This window comes from Pseudomonas sp. LFS074 (assembly GCF_047978165.1).
In the GTDB taxonomy this organism is placed as follows: Bacteria; Pseudomonadota; Gammaproteobacteria; order Pseudomonadales; family Pseudomonadaceae; genus Aquipseudomonas; species Aquipseudomonas putida_P.
Window position 1 is genome coordinate 2,108,738 of the sequence record NZ_JBFPFV010000001.1, and the last position, 14,263, is coordinate 2,123,000.

Genomic DNA, 14,263 nt, shown 5'->3' on the forward strand with positions numbered 1-14,263 from the left:
CGTAATGCGATGCCTGTAGAAGCGGCCTTGTGTCGCGATGGGCCGCTCCTGCACGGGTTTTGCGTCGTCTCAGGTTACCCGGCAATGCCCAGCATTTCGTTCAGTACCCTGGCCAGTTCATCGGCCTGCACCGGCTTCTGAATCACCAGGCTGCCCGGCAGCTCCAGCCCCTGCAGCTCGGCATACCCAGTAAGGAACACCACGGGCAGGCGCGGGTACCGCTCACGCGCCGCCAGCGCCAGTTGCGCACCGTTGAACTCGGGCATGGCGAAATCCGTCAGCAGCAGGTCGATCTCGTCATCCAGCAATGCCAATGCTTGCTCGCCGCTGTGCGCCTGGCGCACCTGATAGCCGTACTGGCGCAATACATCGCCAAGCATGTCGCGCACCAGGTGGTCATCGTCCACCAGCAGCACCGTGCGGTTACGGCCGCTCTCGCTGCTCGACTGGCTGAGCACCGCTGCGGCAGGTTCGTCCACCACTTCCTCCTTTACTGCGGGCAGGTACACCGCCACCTCGGTGCCGCGCCCCGGTGTGGTATCGATGCGCACGCCACCCCCGGACTGCTTGGCGAAGCCGAACACCTGGGCCAGGCCCAGGCCCGAACCTTTGCCGATGTCCTTGGTGGTGAAGAACGGCTCGAACACCTTGGCCAACACGTCGTCGCTCATGCCGCAGCCGGTATCGCGGATGCTCAGCATCACGTACTCGCCGGGGTCCGGGTCTTCTGGGCGATGCGGGCGCCCGTTGATACGGGTGTTACGGGTGGTAAGGGTCAGCTGTCCACCCTCGGGCATGGCATCGCGGGCATTGATCGCCAGGTTGAGGATGATCATCTCGGTCTGGGTCGGGTCGGTCATTGCCTGCCACAGGGCCTGGTCCAGGTCCAGGCGCACCGAGACGTTGCCACCCAGGGTACGGCGCAGCAGCTCTTCCAGGCCGGCCAAGGTGCGGTTTAGGTTAAGCGCTACCGGCTCCAGACGCTGGCGACGGGAGAAAGCCAGCAACTGCGAGGTCAGCTTGGCGCCACGCTCGCCCGCTTCGCGGATATGCGTGAGGCGTGTGCGGGCCTTGTCCAGGTCGGCCTTGGCCAGGTCACGCTCAAGAAAGCTTGCACCGGTGAGGATCACCGTGAGCAAGTTGTTGAAGTCATGGGCCACGCCTGCGGTCAGTTGGCCAACCGCCTCCAGCCTCTGCATCTGTTGCAAGGCAGCCTCGATGCGCTCGCGTTCGTTGATCTGCTCGCGCAGGCGGGCGTTGGCTTCAGCCAGGCCCAGGGCGGCTTCACGTTCGCTGGTGATGTCGCGTGCCACCACGTACAGCAGGGTGTCTTCCGGCACCACCACCCACGACAGCCAGCGCTGCTGGCCGCCGGCATGCAGGATGCGGCCGACAAAGCGGGCGCTGGTGCGGCCATGGGCGAGGGCGGCCAGTTCGGTGAGTAGCAGTTCCTGATCGGGCTCGGGCAGCAGGTGCAGCAGGGACGACTGGCTCAGGCGCTCGCGGGAGAAACCCAGGCTGGCCTCCCACGCGGGGTTCAGCGCGACCGGGGTCAGGTCCTTGTTCAGTACGGCCAGCAAGTCTTGCGACAGCTCCCAGGCGCGATCGCGTTCGCGCGTGCGTCGCTCGACCCGTTCACCGAGCATCTCGTTCAGCTGGCGCAGTGCCTGGGTGGCCAGGCGTTGCGTGTGGATGTCCTGCAGCACACCGGAAAAACGCACGCATTGGCCGTCGACGAACTGGCTCTGGCCACTGCTGAGCAACCAGCGCGGCTCCTGGCCATCGACTGGCGCGATACGAAACTCTACCCGGTACTGGCCACCGCTTTCGGGGCGCATGGCATATTCCACCGCGTCACGCACCATTGCCAGGTCATCGGGGTATATGCCACCGAGGAACACCTCAAGGCTCATTTCGGTGCTGGTAGGCAGGCCGAACAACGTCTTGCAGCGGTCATCCCAAACCAGCAGGCCTTCCTGCGGGCGCAGGTCCCAAGTGCCCATGCCGGCAGCGTCGATGGCGATCCGAGCACGCGCCTCAACGTCGGCCAATGCTTCTTCGGCGCGGCGCCGGCGCTGGCGCTCCTGTACTTCGGTCAGCGCCCTGCGCACGGCCTTGGGCAGCAGTGGCAGGTTTTTTTTCAGCACATAGTCGGTGGCGCCCAGGCGGATCATTTCCACCGCGTGTTCTTCGCCGTAAATACCGGACAGGAAGATGAACGGGATGTCCGGTGCCAGGCGCTGGGCGATGGCCAGCACCTCGGTGCCGGACGAGCCTGGCAGCACACAGTCGCACAGGATCAGGTCGTAGTGGGCTTCGCGCAGGGCATGTTCGACGCCCGCATGGTCGAACACCAGCTGTGATTGCACTTGCAACCCGCTGCGTTCCAGGCGCAACAGGGTAAGCTCGGCATCCATCGAGCTGTCTTCGACCATCAGTAGTTTCAACGGCGTTTGTTGCATCGTTGCGGCGGCCTCAGTTACTACCGCGACGGTTTAGCCGCAGTGAGCCGGGTGGTGGTTCGTTGAGCACGGCCCAGAATACCCCGAGGTCCGAGATGGCGGCGACGAATTCCTTGAATTCCACTGGCTTGACCACATAGGCGTTCACCCCCAGCTCATAGGCGCGCAGCAGGTCGGGTTCTTCGCGCGAGGAGGTCAACATCACGGTGGGTATGCTGCGCAGTTCGGCGGTGGCGCGCACAGCCTTGAGCACTTCCAGGCCATCGACCTTGGGCAGTTTCAGGTCCAGTAACAGCACGGCAGGGTTGCCGTCATCGCGCTCGGCATAGGCGTTGCGGCGCAGCAGGTAGTCGAGCGCGTCGGCACCGTCGCGCAGCACGATGACCTCGTTGGCCAATTGGCTGCGCTCCAGGGCCAGCAGGGTCAGTTCCAGGTCCCGGGGGTTGTCTTCGACCAGCAGGATGGGCTTGAGCATGATGGTAGCGATGCCTCAGGTAGCAGTGTTTCGGGGTAGGGTGAAGTGGAAGCTGGCGCCTTGCTCGATCTGGCCAGTGGCCCAGACCCGGCCATCATGGCGCTCGATGATACGGCGCACGCTCGCCAGGCCAATCCCTGTGCCTTCGAAGTCTTCCATGCGGTGCAGGCGCTGGAATACGCCGAACAGCTTGTTGGCATAGGCCATGTCGAAGCCCACGCCATTGTCGCGGATGCAGACCTCGGTTTCGCCAGGGTGCTGTACGGCACTGATCCCGATGCGGGCAGGGTTACGCCCGCGCGTGTACTTGATGGCATTGGCGATAAGGTTGTGCAATGCCATGTTGATGAACGCCGGGTCGCCGATCACCTTGGGCAGCGGGGCGATGTCCCAAACGATTGCGCGGCCTTCGTAATCTGGGGTCAATTCGCTGCGAATGGCCTCGACCAGTGCGTTGAGGTCGACGTCGGACAAGCGCAAGGCCGAGCGGCCCATCTGCGAGAAGTTGAGCAGGTTGTCGACCAGGCTGCCGGCAAAGTGCGCCGCTTCGCCGATGTGCTGCAAAAAGCGTTTGCCGCGCTCGCTCAGGTCTTGGCCTTCGATTTCGCCAAGCAGCTCGGTATAGCCGGCGATGTGCCGTAGGGGCGCGCGCAAGTCATGGGAAACACTGTAGGAGAACGCCTCGAGCTCTTTGTTCGAGCGGCGCAACTCGCCCGCCAGTTGCGCCAGCTCTTCGGCCTTGCGCAGGACGATGCCCAGCACCGCGGTGCGCAGTTCCATCACGCCCTCGATCACCAGCGGGTCCCAGGGCTCGCAATAGCCGCGCAGTTCTTCCTGCCAGCGTTCAAAACTGTGTCGTGGGTGGAGGTTGCCCTGTGGCCCCACCTGCTTGGTCGGCTGGCCGGCCCAGTTTACCGTACGCACTTGCTCGGGGCGGAACCACAGCAGGTAGTGCGAGTGGATTTGCGAGATGGCCACCGCCAGCACACCACCGGCATGGGTTGCCAGTTCGGGCAGGTCTGTGATGTCGCGGCGCAGGTTGTCACTTTGGAACACGCTGTCTTCGCCACGCTGGCCAAGCCAGTGCACCAGCGCGGTCACCTGGGCTTCGGGTGGGGTCTGGCCGATCAGGTCACAGCGTTCGGCCGAGATTACCGCCGCACCTTGGGCACCGGCAAAGGCCAACAAAACCTGGGGCAGTTCGCGCAGGCCGTCGCTGACGCTGTCGTGGTCAGCCATGGACGAGATCATGCGCACGATGTGTTGACGCAGTGCCAGCAACTTGCGCGTGCTGGCATGGGCCTCGCGGGACTCGATCTGCAACGACAGCACGCTGGCCAGCAACTCGCAGGCTGTGCGGGTACGCAAGTCCACCGGGCGTGGCTGATGGTGGTGGCACGACACCAGCCCCCACAGCTCGCCATCGACCACGATCGACAGCGACATCGAGGCCAGCGTGCCCATGTTGCGCATGTACTGCAGGTGTATCGGCGACACGCTGCGCAGTGCAGCGAAGCTCATGTCCAGTGCCTTGCCGGTGCGAGGGTTGGCGGCCGGTAACAGGGGGGAGGACTGATAGTTGGCATCCTCGATCACGCGGATGCGGTTGATCCGGTACAGCTCGCGCGCCTGGCGCGGGATGTCCGCGGCCGGGAAACACAGGCCCAGATAGCTGGGGTAGCCAGGGTCGGCCACCTCCGCCAGCACCTGACCGTTGCCATCGGCATCGAACCGGTACGCCTTGACCCGCCCAAAGCCGGTGATGCGTTTGAGCTGCACCACCGTTTGTTGCAGCAGATCCTCAAGGCTTGTGGCCAGTTGCAGGCTACCGACGAAGTTGCGCACCAATGGGTAGTAGTCGCCTTGCCCGGCCAGCTCCGGTGGCAGGCGCGGGGGTTCGAACTCGGCAATCAGTACTTCGTCGTGACAGTGGGCCAGCAAGTGCAGCGGCTCACTGTGGGGCGCGCCTTGGCGCAAGCGCACGTCGCCGATGTGAAAGGGGAAAATTTCATCTTCGGGCAGCCGTGCGAGGTGCGCGTGCAGGTCGAAACCGTCGCTGACCAGATTGGCGAAGGGGCAACCGATCAGTTCCTGGGCCGGCAAGCCCAGCCAGTGCTCGACGTTTTCACTGGCCTGCAGCACGCGCAGGTCGGTGGCGTCCAGTACCAGCAGAAAGCCATGAGGCTGGATGCTGCTCGGCACGTGGATCGGTTCTTGGGCACAGCGCTCCATGGCGTCTGCCAGCGTGTTGTCTGCAGTCATCGATGAAAGCGCTCCTGTCATGTCCGTCCATGTATGGCATAGGTGCCTGGGGCAGGATGAGACTGGTTCACCCTAACAGAAACCCGGCACATTTACCGGCTCTCGCCATTGGAGGCACGCCGGTGCGCTGGGGTTCTGTGCCGTTCAGGCTTTTTTTGAAGGGGCGCTATCGCTTTATCGCTAATACAAAAAAATGGCTTGATGCCACCACGGTTGCGCTGCCTCGCTGCTACGCTCAAACCAAGACGTTTCGACAAGGATAACAAGGTGACGGAGCGCTATCTGGCCGCGCTGTTGGGCCTGTTGTTCAGCGGCAGTACCGTGGCAGCGGATTTTCTCGTGGAAGTGCGGGTATTGGTGCAGCGTGGCTGCATGCTGGTCAACCAGACACGCGACGCGGGAGCCCAAGCCCTGGGGAGGATCGACCTGGGTGTGTCGGCACGCCTCGATGGCCCTGGCGCGCCCTTGAGCGGGGTACTGCTGAGCCAGCGCCCACCGCGACTTGAGTGCAACCCTGGCACCCCCTACCAGGTACGCGTCGATGGCGGCCAGCATGGTGGCGTCGGCGAATTGCGCTACCTGGCCAGCAGCGACCGCGCGGCCCGGCCCATTCCTTATCGCTTGTACCGCGATGCTGCCTGGCGCGAGCCTCTGGCGGTGGGGGTGGCCCAGTCGGCGCGGGTGCCGGACAGTGGCTCGGTTGAGCTGCCTCTGTACGCACGTATCGACAAACTGGCCTGGGTACCGAATGCAGGGCTGTATGCCGACCTGCTCAAAGTCACAGTCACCTGGTAGGGACGCCACCATGCACAAGGACGCCATGCCATGAACCGCACTTCGATCCTGTTGCTTACCCTCGGCCCGCTGCTGGTACCTGGTGGTGAGGCGCATGGCAGCACCACAGGTTTCATCCAGGCGCGGCTGGTGATCAGCGCGGCCTGCCAGATCAGCAGCAACGAGACACAACCGGCCGTGCTGGGCAACCCGGGGGTGCTGGATTTTGGCGAGCGCGGCCCGAACTGGGACCAGCCACTGCGCAGCCGGGTGGACGAAGTGGGCGGCGAGGGTAGCCTGCAGATCAGTTGCACGCCCGAAGTCCGGGCTTTCAATGTGCGCATCAATGGTGGCCTGAATGGCGACGACGGTATACGGCGTCTGAGCAATGGCCGTGAACTGATCCCTTATCAGCTGGCAGTCGACCCTGGCGGCAACAGCCGCTACGGCATCGGCCAGGCGCGCGCCTTCACCATTCGCAGCAACCAGCAAGTGCCGATTCCCATCTACGGCGTGGTAGTGGCGCAGCCGCGCGCGCTGCCCGCCGGGCTTTACCGCGACACCCTCAGAGTGACCCTGGACTGGTAACCACGCAAGGAGACTCCGATGCGAACGAACCTTTCATGCTGCATGCTCGCAGGCCTTGGCCTGGCACTGGCTTCCCAGGCCCAGGCCGCCACGGTGACCGGGAACATCACCTCGACGCTGACCCTGATTGCCGCGTGCCAGGTCAACGGCAGTTCGGGCACTTCGGGGTTGAACTTCGGCGCTCTGAACTTTGGCACTCAGGATGCCCTGTTCACCACTGCCAATGCCCAGGTGCTGGGTGGTGGGGGCGGTGCCATGAGCATCCTGTGCTCGGCGGGTACGGTGCCTGCCATCAAAGTGCGCGCAGGGCTACATGACGGCCAGTCGAGCGGTGGCACGCGTGCGCTCGCCGATGGCGCTGGCAACTTCGTGCCGTACGACCTCTATACCGACTCCGGCCGTACGACGTTGCTGGCCATTGACGGCACCATCACCCTGCCAACCAGTACTGGCGCGGCCCAGACCGTCAACCTTTACGGCAAGGCCGTGGGCAAGGCGGGCCTGCCCGCAGGGGTCTACAGCGACACGATTTCGGTCGAGCTGTCGTTCTGAACCATGCGCGGTTGGCTGGCAAGTGGCCTGAGCGGAATCGGCATGCTGTTGGCGGCCCCGCTGGGGGCGGTGACCACCAGTACATTCACGGTGACGGCGCAGATTGTCGCCGGTTGCCTGGTGGTGGGGGGTGTCACCAGCTACGGCACGCTCGATTATGGCTCGCAGTCCGCGCTGTCCACGGGCTTGCTCAGCACGTCGTTGGGTGGCTCTACCGTGACCTTCCAGTGCACGCCAGGCGTGGCCATGAGCATGAGCCTGGATGGTGGGCAGAACAGTGCCAGCGGCACACGCAACCTGAAACGATCGAACGGCACGCAAGTGCTGGCCTACCAGTTGTACCGGGACGCGGCCTACAGCCAGAGCCTGGGAATCGGCCAGAGCGTGGCCGTGAGCTATGCCGACCCGACGGCGATCAAGCTGCCGGTGTACGGGCGGGTTCAGCTGACCGGCACGCTGCCGGCAGGGACCTACACCGATGTGGTGCAAGTGACGGTGACCTGGTGAACACCAGCGCCACCAACGACAAGTGTCTAAGGAGAGCTGCATGCGGGTAGGCGCGAAGTGGGCGCGAGGATTGATCGGGTTGTGGTGGCTGGCAAGCTTGCCAGCCGGGGCGGCCACCTCGGTGTTGATCTGGCCGATCGACCCGGTGCTGGAGGCCGACCAGAAGGCGGGCGCCCTGTGGCTGGAAAACCGCGGTACTGCGCCGGCCAACTTGCAGGTGCGGGTATTCGCCTGGCGCCAGGGTGATTACCAGGAACAGTTCCAGGCGCAGCGTGAAATCATCGGCAGCCCGCCGGTCGCCAACATTGCCCCAGGGCAGAAGCAGCTGATTCGCCTGACCCGTACGGGCTCATCACCCGCCGGCCAGGAGCAGGCCTACCGCATCATCATCGACGAGATCCCGCCCGCCATCCCGGTCGATAAAGCCGACCCCGGCGCTACCGCGGCCATTCGTTTGCAAATGCGTTATTCGGTGCCGCTGTTCGTCTATGGCGAAGGGCTGTGGGGCAAGGCCGACCCTGACGGCAAGCGCAATGCCGAGGGTGTGGGCAAGCCGCAGCTCAGCTGGCGCCCGGTTACCGTGCAGGGCAAGCCTTACGTTGAACTGCGCAACACTGGCCCCGTGCATGCGCGCTTGACCGATGTAGTGGTGCAGCAAGGCAGCCAGAGCAAACCACTGGCCGAGGGGCTGCTGGGCTATGTGCTGCCGGGCGCCAGCATGCGCTGGCCTGCTCCCGAGGCGTCCAGCAGCGGTAGCGTGCTCAAGGGCAGGGTCAATGGGCAGGGTACGGCGGACGCTATTCGCCAAGGCCAATGAGCCAGCAAATGAATGCAGTGCAGGGGTCAGGGAGTACCCGGCAATGGTCGGAAACCGTGTGTGAAAAAGCTTTCGGCGACGACTCGCCGTTGGTGCCTGGGGCTGGTCATGGTCAGCCCAGGGCTGGCGTTGGCCGACGACCTGCCCCCACCGCCCACGGAGATGTCCGCCATCGCCGAAGCCACCCTGTACCTCGACCTGGTGGTGAACCAGATGCCCAGGGCTGAACTGGTCCCGGTGCAGCAGCGGGCCGGGCAGCTGTACCTGGACAGCGACATCTTGCGGTCAGCCGGTATTTCGTTGCCTGGCAGCCCCCAGGGCGAGGTGGCCCTGGAAAGCATCGCGGGGTTGCATGCCGACTACGACAGCCAGAACCAGCGCCTGCTGCTGCAGGTGCCGCCGGCCTGGTTGCCAGACCAGCAAGTGGGTGACCGCAACCTGTACCCGGCCAGTGATGCGCGCAGCAGTTTCGGCGCTTTGTTCAACTACGACCTGTACCTCAATGACACCGATGAAGGCGGCACCTACCTGGCCGCCTGGAACGAGCTGCGCCTGTTTGACAGCTGGGGCACTTTCTCCAGTACCGGGCAGTGGCGCCAGTCATTCAACGGCGCACAGGCGGATGATACGCGCCAAGGCTTCATGCGTTATGACACTACTTGGCGCTTCACTGACGAGCAGCGTCTGCTGTCCTATGAAGCCGGTGACTTCGTGACTGGCGCTTTGCCCTGGAGCAGCTCGGTGCGGGTGGGCGGCGTGCAGCTGTCGCGTGACTTCGCTGCGCGCCCCGACCTGGTCACTTACCCGTTACCGGCGTTCGCAGGCGAAGCGGCGGTGCCGACGTCGCTCGACCTGTTCATAAACGGTTTCAAGTCCAGCACTACCGAGCTGCAGCCAGGCCCGTACACCCTGACCAACGTGCCGTTCATCAACGGCGCCGGGGAGGCGGTGGTGGTCACCACCGATGCGCTTGGCCGGCAGGTGTCGACGACCTTGCCGTTCTATGTCACCAGCAGCCTGCTGCAGAAGGGCCTGACGGACTACTCGGTGGCCGCCGGCAGCCTGCGCCGTGATTACGGCGTGCGCGATTTCAGCTATGGGCCGGGTGTGGCCTCGGGCAGCCTGCGCTATGGGCTCAGTGACTTCTTCACCCTCGAAACCCACGCCGAAACTGCCGAGTCGCTGATGCTGGGCGGGCTGGGTGGCAACATGCGGCTGGGCAACTTCGGCGTGCTCAATGCCGCCCTGGCGCAAAGCCAGTTCGATGGCGAGAAGGGCCACCAGGTCGCCCTTGGGTACCAGTACAACAGCCAGCGCATCGGCTTCAGTTACCAGCGCCTGCAACGCCATGGTGACTATGCCGACCTGACCCGGGTCGACCTTCCGGACATGCAGTTGAGCAAGCGCAGCGAACAGGTCACCCTCAGCCTGAACCTGAACGAGTACGGCAGCATTGGCGCCGGCTACTTCGATGTACGCGCCGGTGACGGCACGCGTACCCGGCTGATCAACCTGAGCTACAGCAAGCCGCTGTGGGGCAGCAGCAGCGTGTACTTGTCGGCCAACCGCGAAGTGGGTGACAGCCAGTGGGCGGTGCAGGCGCAGTTGGTGATTCCGTTCGACTTGCACGGCACCCTGGCGCTGGGCATGGAGCGAAGTAAAGAAGGCGAGACACTGCAGCGGGTCAACTACAGCCACGCGGTGCCAGCGGGTGTCGGCGTTGGTTACAACCTGGGCTATGCCGCAGGCAGCGACCGGGATGCCTATCGCCAGGCCGACGTCACTTGGCGCCTGCAATCGGTGCAGTTGCAGGCGGGTGTGTATGGCAGTAGCGGTGAAATGACCCGTTGGGCTGACGCCAGTGGTTCTCTGGTGTGGATGGATGCCGGGGTGTTCGCAGCCAACCGCATCGATGATGCCTTCGTAGTTGTCAGTACCGCGGGCTACGCCGATGTGCCGGTGCGCTACGAAAACCAGGACGTTGGCCGCACCGATGCCAAGGGGCACTTGCTGGTGCCGTACAGCAGCGGTTACTACCGTGGCAAGTACGAAATCGACCCCATGGACCTGCCGCCGGATGTGCTGGCGTCAGACGTGGAGCAGCGTGTGGCGGTAAGACGGGGCAGCGGTTACTTGCTGGAGTTCCCGCTCAAGCGGGTCATGGCGGCCAGCGTCGAGCTGGTGGATGGCGACCAGCAGGTGCTCAAATTGGGTAGCCGTGTGACCCACACAGAAAGTGGCGGCCAGGCGGTGGTGGGTTGGGACGGGTTGGTGTACCTGGAGAACTTGTCGCCGCATAACCGCTTGCAGGTGGAAATTGAAGGCGGCGGGCATTGCGAGGTGGCATTCGACCTGCCTGAGTCACAAGGCTCGGTGCCCTTGATTGGCCCGCTGGTGTGCCGATGAATGCCTGGGTGCGTGGTCTGTGGGCGAGCGTACTGCTGTTGCCGACGGGTACGGCCTGGGCGGTTTGTTCGTCGGTAGCCACGTTGCCGGCGGCGTTTGGCAGCCTCAATTCAACGCAGGTTCGCACCACGGTACAGACGGCTTCCACCCTTAACTCCGGTTTGCAGTGCACCGGCTCGCTACTCACCTTGCTCAGCAGCAATGATCATTTCTACGCAACCATCACGCCCGCCTCGGGCGGGCTGGTCGGCCCGACAGGCGATGTCATCTCTTACACATTGTATGCCGACAACAGCACCAACTACCCGATCACCCGCGGTCTGGCCTACGACTTCGCTCGCAACGGTATCATCGACCTGCTAGGGCTGCTCGGCGGCACCACGCCCAAAGCGGTGCCTATCTACATGCGTACCCAGATTGGCAGCAATGTCGCGGCAGGGGTGTACCAAGAGAACCTGACCGTGGCCTGGAGCTGGAACTATTGTTCGGGGATTGGCGCGTTAGGGATATGCCTTGGGCGTGACATCGGTTCAGGTAGCCAGACCTTGAACGTGAGCCTGACGGTGACCAACGACTGCCAGATCACCACCCCCAACATCAGCTTCGCCAGTGCGCCGGTGGTGGCAGGGTTCGGCACTGTGAGCCAGGGTATAAACGTGTCGTGCACCAAGGGCAGCAGCTACACGGTGGGGCTGGATGACGGGCAGAACGTGTCCGCTGGGCGGCGGCGGATGAAGTCGGCGGCCAACAACTACCTGGCCTATGACATTTTCAAAAGTGCTGGGACGGTGCGCTGGGGCGCGACCGGGGCTGCCAGGCGCTCCAGCACCGATGCCGACGTCAACCCCGGTGTGGGGACTGGTACGGGTAGCCAGGTGTTCAACTACAACGCCAAGGTCTATACCGACCAGGCGACACCGCCTGCAGCGACCTATACCGACAGTGTGATACTGGATGTGCAGTTCTGATGCAGCTCTGACGGAGCCTGATGCCTGCCGCTGACACGGCCCCTGTAGGGCCGCGTCAGCCTTGGCTCAGCGCAAATCGCCCACCATTTTTGCCAGGGTCTCCAGCACCGCCCCGGCCAGGGCCTTCGAGCGTGCCCCCGACCAGCCGGTTACCGCATCGGGCGCGTCGTCATGGTCCTTGAATGGCATCTCCAGCGTTAGCGACAGGCAGTCATGTGCCATGCCCACGGCATTGCAGGCCAGCGTCGTATTCGCCTGGCCAGGCTCGTCGCGGGTATAGCCGTGCACGGTCTGAAAGTCGCGGGTCACACTGCACAAGGTATTGCGAAACTGCGCTTCGAGTTTTTCCAGTCGCGGGGTGTAGCCTGGGTTGCCCTCGCACGCGGCGGTGAACACGTGCGGAATCTCTTCGTCACCATGCACGTCGATGAACGCGTCCACGCCGTACTGCTTCATCTGCGCCTGAGCAAAGAACACCTCTGGGCTCAGTTCGATGCTGGCGTCCTGCCAGGCGCGGTTGAGGTCCTTGCCCTTGAAGTTGGTACGCAGGTGGCCGAGGAAGGCGCCGTCGGGGTTCATGTTGGGGATCAGGTAAAGGTCAGCCTTGGCCAGCAATTGCTTAACCACTGCATCGTTGGCCTGCAGGCGGTCGATCACGCCTTCCATGAACCATTCGGCCATGTGCTCGCCTGGGTGTTGCTGGGCAATCAGCCAGAGCTTGCGCTTGCCATCTGCACCGTCACCGGCGCGCAGCAGCGGGATATCGCGGCCTTGGACACTGCGGCCGCTGGCCAGCAACTCGACCCCCGGCAGTTGCCGTGCACGTTCGATCAGCTGGTTGTGTCGGGCGCGAGAGAAGGGCTCGAAGTAGGCGAACCAGATATGTTCCTGTTCAGCCTTTACCTCGAACGACAGCGCCGTACCGTCGAACCGGCTGGGCACGCGGAACCAGCTCTGCTGGTCGTAGCTGGCCACCGCGTTGTAGCCGCTCCACGCGTTCTTGTACGAGGAGCCAGACGCGTTGTCGAGGCTGAAGCGATGCACCTGCCCCGGGGTGAGCCCGCTGACCTTGAAATGGAACCATTGGTAGTGGCCGCTGTGGGTGTCCGGGCGGATGGCCAGGTGTACCTGGGCCGGGTTGCTGGCATCCAGCACCTGGATGTTGCCGGAATCGAAGTCGCAGTCGATCTGCAGGGGGGACAGCGTCACGGTCATGTGCCGGGCTCCTTTGCGGGTATTGTTGTAAGGGTACTGTACACGGCTTGGCAGGGTTGTTGCGTCTGTTTGCATGACATGGCGGTATCGGAATGTGACGGGACAAGTTCGTGCGCGCTTTTGTCGGGCAGGCTGTGATCGAGCTGCCGCGGCCAGCGTTGGTCAGATAAGTATCTATATTTTTTGCATATTAGCTTAGCTCTAAAATTAATTTCATTTATCTGGTTTGGCCCGTTACATTCAGCGTTCTCTTACCTGCAAGGAACTGCGGATGTCCATTCGATCTCGCCTGCTGCTGTTCGCAGCCGCTACGCTGCTGACCACCCAGGCTTTCGCCAGCGAACGCCTGACCCTGCGCATCGGCGACCAGAAAGGAAACATGCGTGCCCAGCTGGAGGCGGCCGATGCCTTGCGCGACTTGCCTTACGATATCCGTTGGGCCGAATTCCCCGCAGCCGCCCCCCTGGCCGAGGCACTGAACGCCGGGGCGATCGATGCCGGCATCATCGGTGACGCACCATTGCTGTTCGTGCTGGCCTCCGGGGCGCCGGTCAAGGCCATTGCCGTGGACAAGTCCGACCCCTACGGCACAGCGCTGCTGGTGCGCCCCGATGCAGCCTTGCAAAGCGCCGCCGAGCTCAAGGGCAAGCGCATCGCCACCGGCCGCGGCTCTATTGGCCATCACCTGGCGCTGAAGGCACTGGATCAGGTCGGCCTTAGCGAAAAAGACGTGGAGTTCCGCTTTCTCGGCCCGGTCGACGCCAAGGTCGCCCTGGCCAACGGCTCGGTGGATGCCTGGTCGACCTGGGAGCCTTACACCGCTCTGGCCGAGCTGAGCGGCCAGGGCAGGGTGCTGGTCAACGGCCGTGGGCTGTCCAGTGGCAACAGTTTCCTGGCCGCTACCGACAAGGCGCTGGACGACCCGGCTCGGCACGCTGCACTGCAGGACTACCTGGCCCGCCTGGCGGGTGCCCAGGTGTGGGCCTACCAACACCTGGACAGCTACTCGAAAACCCTGGCGGCGATCATTGGTTTCCCGGAGGGCGCCGCGCGGCTGCAGTTTGAACGCCGTCAGTTGCACTGGCAGGTCATCGACGCCAAGACCATCAGTGAACAACAGGAAACCGCCGACTTCTACCACGCCCACGGCCTTATGAATCAGCGCCTGGACGTCGGCCCGACCTTCGCCACTGGCTTTACCGTGCCCGCCACTGACTCACTGGCCCAACATTGACCT

At 63.7% G+C, this 14,263-nt stretch carries 12 protein-coding genes; 8 read left to right on the top strand and 4 right to left on the bottom strand.

The genetic code is table 11. The features are described 5' to 3' along the window. Positions 1-74: 74 nt before the first annotated feature. From ACNQP3_RS09715 to ACNQP3_RS09725, 3 genes are read right to left on the bottom strand one after another with little or no spacing between them, the layout of a single operon-like run. Positions 75-2,462, bottom strand: a complete 2,388-nt coding sequence (locus tag ACNQP3_RS09715; protein ID WP_060514146.1) for a response regulator — start codon at positions 2,460-2,462, stop codon at positions 75-77. 13 nt (positions 2,463-2,475) lie between these two features. Beyond that, positions 2,476-2,937 carry a response regulator gene (locus ACNQP3_RS09720; RefSeq protein WP_012271611.1) on the bottom strand — a complete coding sequence of 154 codons (462 nt, stop codon included), beginning with the start codon at positions 2,935-2,937 and terminating at the stop codon, positions 2,476-2,478. Between the two features lie 15 nt (positions 2,938-2,952). Then, a complete protein-coding gene (locus tag ACNQP3_RS09725; RefSeq protein ID WP_264316972.1) occupies positions 2,953-5,199 on the bottom strand; it encodes an ATP-binding protein in 2,247 nt (748 codons plus the stop codon). Between the two features lie 267 nt (positions 5,200-5,466). Here ACNQP3_RS09725 and ACNQP3_RS09730 point away from each other — a divergent pair, with 267 nt between their 5' ends. From ACNQP3_RS09730 to ACNQP3_RS09760, 7 genes are all read left to right on the top strand, one after another. Continuing rightward, the gene (locus ACNQP3_RS09730; RefSeq protein WP_012271613.1) at positions 5,467-5,994 is read left to right on the top strand and encodes a spore coat U domain-containing protein; all 528 of its coding nucleotides are present in this window, start codon (positions 5,467-5,469) and stop codon (positions 5,992-5,994) included. A 30-nt stretch (positions 5,995-6,024) separates the two neighbouring features. Then, positions 6,025-6,561 (top strand): spore coat U domain-containing protein, encoded by a 537-nt coding sequence (locus tag ACNQP3_RS09735; RefSeq protein ID WP_264316973.1) that lies wholly within the window; start codon positions 6,025-6,027, stop codon positions 6,559-6,561. An 18-nt stretch (positions 6,562-6,579) separates the two neighbouring features. Then, positions 6,580-7,113, top strand: a complete 534-nt coding sequence (locus ACNQP3_RS09740; RefSeq protein WP_012271615.1) for a spore coat U domain-containing protein — start codon at positions 6,580-6,582, stop codon at positions 7,111-7,113. 3 nt (positions 7,114-7,116) lie between these two features. Further along, positions 7,117-7,620 (top strand): spore coat U domain-containing protein, encoded by a 504-nt coding sequence (locus tag ACNQP3_RS09745; protein WP_012271616.1) that lies wholly within the window; start codon positions 7,117-7,119, stop codon positions 7,618-7,620. Between the two features lie 40 nt (positions 7,621-7,660). Continuing rightward, on the top strand, positions 7,661-8,437 hold the full coding sequence (locus ACNQP3_RS09750) for a molecular chaperone (RefSeq protein WP_012271617.1): 777 nt from the start codon (positions 7,661-7,663) through the stop codon (positions 8,435-8,437). Positions 8,438-8,545: 108 nt separating this feature from the next. Then, positions 8,546-10,843 carry a fimbria/pilus outer membrane usher protein gene (locus ACNQP3_RS09755; protein ID WP_264317286.1) on the top strand — a complete coding sequence of 766 codons (2,298 nt, stop codon included), beginning with the start codon at positions 8,546-8,548 and terminating at the stop codon, positions 10,841-10,843. Then, positions 10,840-11,811 carry a spore coat U domain-containing protein gene (locus tag ACNQP3_RS09760; RefSeq protein ID WP_012271619.1) on the top strand — a complete coding sequence of 324 codons (972 nt, stop codon included), beginning with the start codon at positions 10,840-10,842 and terminating at the stop codon, positions 11,809-11,811. Before ACNQP3_RS09755 ends, ACNQP3_RS09760 begins: the two co-directional genes overlap by 4 nt. Positions 11,812-11,877: 66 nt before the next feature. On the opposite strand, the gene ACNQP3_RS09765 is transcribed toward ACNQP3_RS09760, so the two are convergent. Beyond that, positions 11,878-13,026 carry a M14 family metallopeptidase gene (locus ACNQP3_RS09765; RefSeq protein WP_060492832.1) on the bottom strand — a complete coding sequence of 383 codons (1,149 nt, stop codon included), beginning with the start codon at positions 13,024-13,026 and terminating at the stop codon, positions 11,878-11,880. Positions 13,027-13,303: 277 nt separating this feature from the next. Between ACNQP3_RS09765 and ACNQP3_RS09770 the strand changes: the two genes are divergently transcribed. Further along, positions 13,304-14,260 carry an ABC transporter substrate-binding protein gene (locus ACNQP3_RS09770; RefSeq protein WP_413470057.1) on the top strand — a complete coding sequence of 319 codons (957 nt, stop codon included), beginning with the start codon at positions 13,304-13,306 and terminating at the stop codon, positions 14,258-14,260. Positions 14,261-14,263: the final 3 nt, after the last annotated feature.